This window comes from Nocardiopsis prasina DSM 43845 (assembly GCF_000341265.1).
GTDB classification, from domain to species: Bacteria; Actinomycetota; Actinomycetes; order Streptosporangiales; family Streptosporangiaceae; genus Nocardiopsis; species Nocardiopsis prasina.
Map to the genome: position 1 here is coordinate 24,029 of NZ_ANAE01000169.1, position 8,226 is coordinate 32,254.

Below are 8,226 nucleotides of genomic sequence, written 5' to 3' on the forward strand. Positions count from 1 at the left end.
GGATCATTCGTCCGCGTCGTCGTGGGGGATGGCCAGGCGGACGGTGGTGCCCCCTCCGGGGGAGCTCTCCAGCTCCAGCAGTCCGCCGACCGACTCCGCCCGGTGGCGCATGTTGGCCAGTCCGTTGCCGTGGGCGGGCAGTGAGGTGTCGAAGCCGAGCCCGTCGTCCTCCACAGTCAGCCGTACGCCGACGTCGGTGTAGGCGAGGGTGACCGTGGTGGTGCGGGCTCCGGCGTGCTTGCGGACGTTGGCCAGGGCCTCCTGCGCGGTGCGCAGCAGACAGATCTGGAGGTCGTTGGCGAGTTCCTCCGGAGCCCCGGTCACCTCGGCGTTCACGGAGATGCCGAGTTCCCGGCCGAGGCGTTCGCAGATGCGTCGGACCGAGGCGTCCAGGCCCTCGTCGTCCAGCCGGAGCGACTGCCGGGCGGCCACCATGGCTCGGGTCTCGGCGAGGTTCTCCGCCGCCGTCTCGCGCATCAGCGCCAGGTGGCGGCGGGCGGTCGCGGGGTCGCTGTCCAGTTCCGACTCCACCGCCTGGGTCAGGGTGATGATGCTGGTGAACCCCTGGGCCAGGGTGTCGTGCATCTCGCGGGCCAGGTGCTCCCGCTCGGCCAGGGCCCCGGCCTCCTCGGACAGCCGGGACACCTCCTCGCGGCTGCGCCGCAGCGCCTCGATCAGCTCGTACCGTTCCGCGCTCTGCACCACGATCCGTTCGATCCAGGTCCCGAACCACAGGGCGTAGCCCAGGATCGCGCCGTTGATGAGCAGGCTGACACCGACCGAGGACCAGTCCTCCCAGCCGAGCAGGCCGTCCAGCACCGTCGGGAAGAGCAGGATCACGCCCACCGTCGCGACGGCGAGCACGCTCCCCACCGTCATGAAGCAGACCGGGGCGATCGCGATCAGCGCGAACACCAGGGTCGGGTTGATGATCACGGCGGGCACGCTGGGCAGGAGGAACAGCCCCATCAGCCTCAGGGCCCGGCCCGTACTGGGGAAGTCCTTCTCCGGGCTGATCAGCGGCCGGGCGAAGACCAGGTAGACCAGCACCACCGCGACCATCAGCGCCGCCGTCAGCCAGCGCCACTCCGGAGGTCCGGTGACCAGGGCCAGCACGATCACCGCCGCCATCGCGAGGGTGAAGGCCACGTGCCACCAGACACCCATGTTCCACGCGTGCCGCTCGTCCCGGTCGGAGGACGGATCCGGTCCGGTCGGGGCCTCCGACCAGGCGGGATCGGACCCCGAGGGCGCCGTCGTGTCCGGCCCCGGGGCCCGGTCCGTTGTCATGGTCATCCGTCCTTGCGCGTCTTCCATCGGAAGGTCAGAAGGGTCAGGACCAAGCCCACCACACACCAGCCCCCCAGGACCAGGGCGACCATGTGCAGGTCCCAGGCGCCGGACATCTCCATGACGGCCATCTCGTCCGGGAAGAACGCGGCCCGCATGCCCTGTGCCATCCACAGCAGGGGGAAGAGGGCGGCGCCGGTCAGGATCCAGTCCGGCATGAAGTGCACCGGGACGAAGATCCCGGAGGTGAACTGGAGCAGGAGGAAGGGGATGACCACCACGGCGGAGGCGGTCTGGGCGGTGCGGGCCAGCGAACTCATGGCGATGCCCAGCAGGGAGCAGCCGACCGTTCCGAGGACGAACACCCACGCGATGGTGGACCAGGCGGCGAGGGTGGACGGCATGGTCCCGCCGAAGAACAGGGCCGCGACGGCGAGCAGGAGCGCCATCTGGCCCACGGCGAGGAAGAGCACGAGGAGCGTCTTGCCGACGAAGTAGGCGCTGGGCGGCATGGGGGTCCCGCGCAGTCGGCGCAGCGCCCCCTGGTCGCGTTCGACGGCGATCGCGATGCCGAGGGTCTGGAAGCTCACCGACATCAGGCCCATCGCGATGAGCCCGGGCAGGTAGTAGTCGACCGCCGCCATCTCCATGTCGAACATGCCGTCGAAGATCGCCGCGAACATGACCAGGATCAGGGCGGGCAGCGAGAACGTGAAGATCAGGCTCTCCCACTCGCGGGAGAAGGTGCGGATCTCCATCCACCCCCGGGACAGGCCCACGCGCACGGCGCCGGGCGGGCGGCCCGGAGAACCGGGGGCGGGGGTCGCGGAGGTCTCCGTCACGGTGTCGGTGCTCATGCCGCGCCTTCCTCGTTGGCCTGGCCGTCCTGGATCATGTCGAGGTAGATGTCCTCCAGCGTGGGGCGGTGCACGCTCAGCTCCGGGATCTCCCCGGGAATGCGCGCGCTCAGCTCGGACACCAGCCGGGTGGGTGTGTCGGTGCGCGTCTCGTGTCGGCGCCCGGCCTCCGTCCAGGAGACGGTGGCCTGGGCGGAGGCGCGGCCCCCCAGCTGCCCGGGGGCGTCCAGGGCACGGATGCGGCCGCCCGCGATCACACACACCCGGTCGGCCAGGAATTCGGCCTCCTCCAGGTAGTGCGTGGTGAGCACGATGGTGGTGCCCTGCCGGGCCAGGCCCTGGATGAGCTCCCAGAACTCGCGGCGCGCCCGGGGGTCGAAGCCGGTGGTGGGCTCGTCGAGGAAGAGGAGTTCGGGGCGGCCGATGATGCCCAGGGCGACGTCGAGGCGTCGCCGCTGTCCGCCGGAGAGCGAGTCGGGCAGTGCCGTGGCCTTCTCCGCGAGGCCGACCATCTCCAGGACCTCGTCGGCGCTCAGCGCCCGGGGGTAGTAGCCCGCGAAGTGCTGGAGGACGTCGCGCACCCGCAGCTTGGGGACCATGGTCTCCTTCTGCCACACGATCCCGATGCGGGAGCGCCAGGCCCGGCCCGCCCGCCCGGGGTCCTCACCCAGCACACGGACGTCGCCGCCGCTGCGGGTGCGGAAGCCCTCCAGGATCTCCACCGCGGTGGATTTCCCCGCGCCGTTGGGCCCGAGGAAGGAGAAGACCTCGCCCCGGGGGACGCTCAGGTCGATCCCCGCGACCGCGTGGGTGTCGCCGTAGCGTTTGGTGAGGCCCTCGACCTCGATGACTGTTGCGCTCATACCCCCAGCGTTCCGTGGACGCCGTGCGGAGGGTGTCCCCCGGGGGGACCGACCGCTGTCCTCCGAACGGAGGACAGCGGTCGGTCAGAACAGGCGCAGGATGTCGGGCTCGATGCCGCGCAGTTCGTCGTAGTCCAGGACCACACAGGTGATGCCCCGGTCCTCGGCCAGGACCTTGGCCTGGGGCTTGATCTCCTGGGCCGCGAACACACCGGTCACCGGGGCCAGGGAGGGGTCGCGGTTGAGGAGTTCGAGGTAGCGGGTGAGCTGCTCCACGCCGTCGATGTCCCCGCGGCGCTTGAGCTCCACGGCGACGGTGTTGCTCTCGCCGTCGCGGCAGAGGATGTCCACGGGGCCGATGGCCGTCGGGTACTCGCGGCGGATGAGCGTGTAGCCGTCGCCCAGCGTGGTGATGTGCTCGGCGAGCAGTTCCTGGAGGTGGGCCTCCACGCCGTCCTTCTGGAGGCCGGGGTCCTTCCCGAGCTCGTGCGAGGAGTCGTGCATGACCTCCTCGATGGTCAGCACGAGCTTCTCACCGGACTTGCTGTGCGTGACCGTCCACACGTCGGGACCGTCCTCGACCGTCTCCTCGCGGAGTTTGCACGGCGGGTTCATCCAGTTCAGGGGTTTGAACGCCCGGTCGTCGGCGTGGATGGACACGCTCCCGTCGGCCTTGATCAGGATCAGGCGGGGAGCCATGGGCAGGTGGGCGGTGAGCCGGCCGACGTAGTCGACGCTGCACCGCGCGATGACGAGACGCACGGGACGTCACGTTACCGCCTCCGCCGCGCCCGCGAACCCGCTTCCGGGGAGGGACCACGCCGGGGCGGGGATGGGGACCGGGGCCGGTACTGCCTAGGGTGGCGGGATGCTCGTGCGCAATCGTTGGGTCATCCTGTCGGTCAGCATGGTGGCGCAGGTGGCCAGCGTCTCGGTGATGTTCGGGGTGCCGGTCGTGCTCCCGCAGCTGCGCGAGGCGTTCGGGGTCTCCACGGCCCAGGCGGGGATGCTCGCCGGGCTGCCCTCGTTCGGGCTGCTGCTCACCCTCCTGGCCTGGGGCGTGGTCATCGACCGCGCGGGGGAGCGGGCGACGATGGCGCTCAGCCTGCTCCTGACGGCGGGTGTGCTCGGCCTGCTGTGGACGGTGACGGACCTGTGGGGCGCGGCGGCGGTCCTGCTGCTGGCGGGCGCGGTCGGCGGCCCGGTCAACGCGGCCAGCGGACGCCTGGTCATGACCTGGTTCGAACGCCGCGAACGCGGACTGGCGATGGGCATCCGTCAGTCGGCCCTGCCCCTGGGCGTGGGGCTGGCCGCCCTGGTGCTGCCCATGGCGGCGGACGCGTGGGGGTTCGTCGGCGCGATGACGCTCCCGGCCGGACTCGCGCTGGTGGCGGTCCCGCTCGTGCTGGCGATGGCCTCGGCGCCCCCGGACGGGCGGGAGACCCCGTCCGCCCCCGCGTCGGCCGAACCGGCAGAACCCGCCGAACCCGCCGAACCCGCCGAACCGGCGGCGTCCCCCTACCGCGGATGGGCCATCTGGCGGGTGCACGGCGTGAGCATGCTCCTCGGGGTCCCACAGGTCACGCTCATGGTCTACACGGTCATCTACCTGGTCCAGGAACAGGGGTGGGGCCCGCCCGCCGCCGGTGCCGTGGTGGCGGCCGCGCAGATCCCCGGGGCGGTCGGACGGCTGCTGCTCGGGGCCTGGTCGGACCGGACCGGGAACCGCATGCGTCCGGTCCGGTGGCTGGCCGTGGTCTCCGGGGTGGCGCTGGTCCTGCTCACCGTCCTGCCGAACGTGTGGGGAGGGGCCGCCGTCCCCCTGGTCCTGGTCTGCCTGGTGCTGACCATGTGGCACAACGGCCTGACCTTCCTCTCCGTGGCGGAGATCGCCGGAACCGCCTGGGCCGGGCGGGCGCTGGCCGTGCAGAACTGGCTCCAGTCGGTCAGCACCACCCTCACCCCCGTGCTGATGGCCGCCGTGATCACGCTCGCGGGGCTGCCCGCCGTGTTCGCGGTGAGCGCGGTGTTCTCCGCGTTGGCCGTCGCCGTGGTGCCGATCCGGCCGAACCGCATTACCGACCAGTAGTAGAGATCCGGTCCCGGTGCGTCGGCGGGGCGCCCGGGAGGTCTAGGCTGGGGCCCATGGTGCAGGAATTTGACAAGGTCGGCGTCGTAGGACTGGGCACGATGGGTGCGGGCATCGCTGAGGTGTTCGCCAGGGCCGGGTTCAACGTCGTCGGGGTCGAGATCGACCAGGCCGCCCTCGACCGCGGCCGTGGCCACGTGGACAAGTCCCTCTCGCGCGCGGTGAGCAAGGGCAAGATCACCGAGGGGGAGCGCTCGGAGATCGACGCCCGCCTCACGTTCAGCACGTCCCGCGAGGACCTCGCGGACGCCGACTTCGTCGTCGAGGCCGTCCCCGAACACATGGACGTCAAGCGCGACGTGTTCGGCGACCTCGACCGGATCTGCCCGCCCGGCACGATCCTGGCGACCAACACGTCCTCGCTGTCGGTCACCGAGATCGCGGCGCTGACCGACCGCCCCGAGAAGGTCGTCGGCCTGCACTTCTTCAATCCGGCCCCGGTCATGAAGCTGGCGGAGGTCATCACCACCGTCTCCACCAGCGCCGAGACCGTCGACATCGTCACCGAGGTCGCCAAGCGCGTCGGCAAGACCCCGATCGCGGTGAGCGACCGCGGCGGATTCGTCGCCAACGCCCTCCTGGTGCCCTACATCAACGACGCCATCCGTCTCTACGAGCGTCGGATCGCCACCCGCGAGGAGATCGACGAGGCCGTCAAGAAGGCCGCCGGTCTGCCGATGGGCCCGCTCGCCCTCGCCGACCTCGTGGGCCTGGACGTGTGCCTGGCCGTCATGGACGTCCTCTGGGACGAGTTCCACGACCCCCGGTACACCGCCAGTCCGCTCCTGCGCCGCATGGTCGCCGCGGGCCGCCTCGGCCGCAAGACCGGCCAGGGCTTCTACGCGACCGGAGACGAGGCCCCCGAGCCCCGCCGTACCGGCCGCCTCGCCGAGATGGTGCGCGAGGAGGAGACACTCGACCTCGGCGAGATGCTCATCGCGCCGCAGATCGACGACGCCCTGCGCATGGTCGGCGACGGCTACGCCTCCGCCAAGGACATCGACACCGCGATGCGGTTCGGCTGCGGGTACCCGAAGGGCCCGACCGAGCTCCTGGAGGAGCGCGGCGCCGAGTCCGTCATCACCACCCTGGTGGCCATGTCGGAGTACGGGCTCACCACCATCGCGGTGCCCGCGCCGCTCCTCATGGACCTGCTGCCCGACGCCGAGGAGAGCGCCTCCCACGGCGGAGGCTGCGCCTGCCACGGCTAGGTTCACCGCTTCGCCCCTGCCCGAAGCCCCGGCCGCCGCCACACCCCCGGGTGTGACGGCGGCCACTGTTCTTCCTCTCCTACCCTTGGAGAGTGAGCCCGCGCCGTAACAGCCCCCGCCGTAAGACCGCCCGGGGCAAGAACACTCCTGGAGGCCCCCCGGACGAGGACGCCCTCATGCTGCGCGTCACCGGAGGGCAGCGCCGCGAGACCGGGCCCGACGGCGAGTGGGTCACGCGCCGGATCAGCGGCGCCGCCGCGACCAAGGTCTACCGCTGCCCCGGCTGCGCCCAGGAGATCCCCGCCGGGATGCCCCACGTCGTCGCCTGGCGCCCCTACGGCGACGGCGGCGACCGAAGGCACTGGCACTCCTCCTGCTGGGACCGGCGTTCCCACCGCTCTCCCAGGGCCCCCAGATACTGACCTGACGAAGAGGACCCATGGAGATCCGAGCTACCACGGTGCTGCCCGCCGTTCGACGGCCCATCACACTGCACACCGCCGACGGACTGGAACTGGTCGGCGAACTGGCCCTGCCCGAGGGCCGCAGGCCCGTCGCCACCCTGGTCTGCCTGCACCCCCTGCCCACCGCCGAGGGCATGATGGACAGCCACGTCCTGCGCAAGGCGTCCTTCCGCCTGCCCGCCCTGGCCAACGTCGCCGTGCTGCGCTTCAACACGCGTGGCACCACCTCACGCCACGGCACCAGCGAGGGCGAGTTCGGGGAGGGCGAGACCGAGCAGCACGACGTCATGGCCGCCATCGAGTTCACCGAGTTCGAGGACCTGCCCGACCCCTGGCTGCTGGGCTGGTCGTTCGGTACCGAGTTGGCCCTCAAGTGGGGCTGCGACCCGCAGGTCAGGGGCGCGCTGCTCCTGTCACCGCCGCTGCACCGCGCAGACGAGTCCGACATGCGGGTGTGGGCGGACTCCGGCAAGCCCGTCGTGGCGCTGGTCCCCGAACACGACGACTACCTCAGACCCGAGGAGGCCCGGGAACGCTTCGCGCCCCTCACCCAGGCCGAGATCATCGGGGTCGACGGCGCCAAGCACCTGTGGGTCGGCGAGCCCTACGTGCGCCGCGTCCTCGACGAGATCGTCAAGCGCGTCAACCCCGAGGCGTACCCGCTGCCCACCGAGTGGGACGGTCCGTGGGAGAAGGATTCTGTATAGCTTGGGGCCTCCGCTGTACTGCCTGGGGCCTCCGCTTCGCTTTGGCCCGGGTTCGGTGCCTTTGCAGAGGAACCTTCGGTGTCTTCGGTGTGATGGCTCGTTCCTCGCGATCCCACCTCCACCACCTCCAGAACCCTCTCCGGCACCGAACAAAAGCACCCCCCTTGTGGCTGGGGTGCTCGGGCTGGGCTCACGCCTGTGGCTGAGCAGCCCGGTCGACACTCCGCCGGTGGCTCGTGTGACTGGTCAGGCTCTCGCCTGTGGCTGAGGGGGCGGCAACCCTGGTGGGCTGGAGTCCTCGTCAGCCAACCGATTTCGGTGTGGGTGAGCGGTCAGGTCTTCACTGGGGCGATCAGGTGCCCCGTCGGTCGGACCCCCTGTGGCTGAGGCGAGCGCGCGGGTTCCTGGCTGTGGCTGCGCTGAGTTGGCCCCGTAGCTCGGGAGCCGCACTGACGTCCCTGCTGGTGGGTGGGGAAGCGCGAAGGGCCCGGTCCCGGGGGTGAACCCCTGGGACCGGGCCCTTCGTCGTCTCAGGACGACTCAGCCGAGGCCGGTCGTTACTCCTGCCACCAGTCCTCGTCGTCGGAGCCCTTGCCGGAGTGGGCCGGCTGCTTGGGCTCCTCCACCGCGGGAGCGGGGGCGGCCGGGGCGGCCTCCTGCTGGATCGCGGCGGGGGCGGGGGCGG

Annotated in this window: 8 protein-coding genes; 4 read left to right on the forward strand and 4 right to left on the reverse strand. The window is 71.2% G+C overall.

The features are described 5' to 3' along the window. Nucleotides 1-3 precede the first annotated feature (3 nt). From D452_RS0120895 to nucS, 4 genes are all read right to left on the reverse strand, one after another. Nucleotides 4-1,296, reverse strand: a complete 1,293-nt coding sequence (locus D452_RS0120895) for a sensor histidine kinase (RefSeq protein WP_017546091.1) — start codon at nt 1,294-1,296, stop codon at nt 4-6. After that, a complete protein-coding gene (locus tag D452_RS0120900) occupies nt 1,293-2,147 on the reverse strand; it encodes an ABC transporter permease (protein ID WP_017546092.1) in 855 nt (284 codons plus the stop codon). The genes D452_RS0120895 and D452_RS0120900 overlap by 4 nt, the downstream gene beginning before the upstream one ends. Then, nucleotides 2,144-3,010, reverse strand: a complete 867-nt coding sequence (locus tag D452_RS0120905) for an ABC transporter ATP-binding protein (RefSeq protein ID WP_017546093.1) — start codon at nt 3,008-3,010, stop codon at nt 2,144-2,146. The genes D452_RS0120900 and D452_RS0120905 overlap by 4 nt, the downstream gene beginning before the upstream one ends. Nucleotides 3,011-3,094: 84 nt before the next feature. Then, a complete protein-coding gene (gene nucS, locus D452_RS0120910) occupies nt 3,095-3,772 on the reverse strand; it encodes an endonuclease NucS (protein ID WP_017546094.1) in 678 nt (225 codons plus the stop codon). A 106-nt stretch (nt 3,773-3,878) separates the two neighbouring features. On the opposite strand from nucS, the gene D452_RS0120915 reads away from it, so the two are divergent. The 4 genes from D452_RS0120915 (at nt 3,879) to D452_RS0120930 (ending at nt 7,541) form a co-directional block, all read left to right on the forward strand. Next, entirely contained in the window at nt 3,879-5,099 is a 1,221-nt protein-coding gene (locus D452_RS0120915) for an MFS transporter (RefSeq protein ID WP_017546095.1), read from the forward strand. A 56-nt stretch (nt 5,100-5,155) separates the two neighbouring features. Then, on the forward strand, nt 5,156-6,370 hold the full coding sequence (locus D452_RS0120920) for a 3-hydroxyacyl-CoA dehydrogenase (protein WP_026129515.1): 1,215 nt from the start codon (nt 5,156-5,158) through the stop codon (nt 6,368-6,370). Between the two features lie 92 nt (nt 6,371-6,462). Further along, the gene (locus tag D452_RS0120925; protein WP_193374264.1) at nt 6,463-6,792 is read left to right on the forward strand and encodes an ATP/GTP-binding protein; all 330 of its coding nucleotides are present in this window, start codon (nt 6,463-6,465) and stop codon (nt 6,790-6,792) included. A gap of 17 nt (nt 6,793-6,809) precedes the next feature. Beyond that, nucleotides 6,810-7,541, forward strand: a complete 732-nt coding sequence (locus D452_RS0120930) for an alpha/beta hydrolase (RefSeq protein ID WP_017546098.1) — start codon at nt 6,810-6,812, stop codon at nt 7,539-7,541. Nucleotides 7,542-8,226 lie beyond the last annotated feature (685 nt).

What these genes read in the sequence shown, in the direction of transcription:
- D452_RS0120920 (WP_026129515.1), top strand. Translation starts at nt 5,156, where the DNA reads ATGGTGCAGGAATTTGACAAGGTCGGCGTCGTAGGACTGGGCACGATG.
- D452_RS0120915 (WP_017546095.1), top strand. Translation starts at nt 3,879, where the DNA reads ATGCTCGTGCGCAATCGTTGGGTCATCCTGTCGGTCAGCATGGTGGCG.
- D452_RS0120895 (WP_017546091.1), bottom strand. Translation starts at nt 1,296, where the DNA reads ATGACCATGACAACGGACCGGGCCCCGGGGCCGGACACGACGGCGCCC.
- D452_RS0120905 (WP_017546093.1), bottom strand. Translation starts at nt 3,010, where the DNA reads ATGAGCGCAACAGTCATCGAGGTCGAGGGCCTCACCAAACGCTACGGC.
- D452_RS0120930 (WP_017546098.1), top strand. Translation starts at nt 6,810, where the DNA reads ATGGAGATCCGAGCTACCACGGTGCTGCCCGCCGTTCGACGGCCCATC.
- D452_RS0120900 (WP_017546092.1), bottom strand. Translation starts at nt 2,147, where the DNA reads ATGAGCACCGACACCGTGACGGAGACCTCCGCGACCCCCGCCCCCGGT.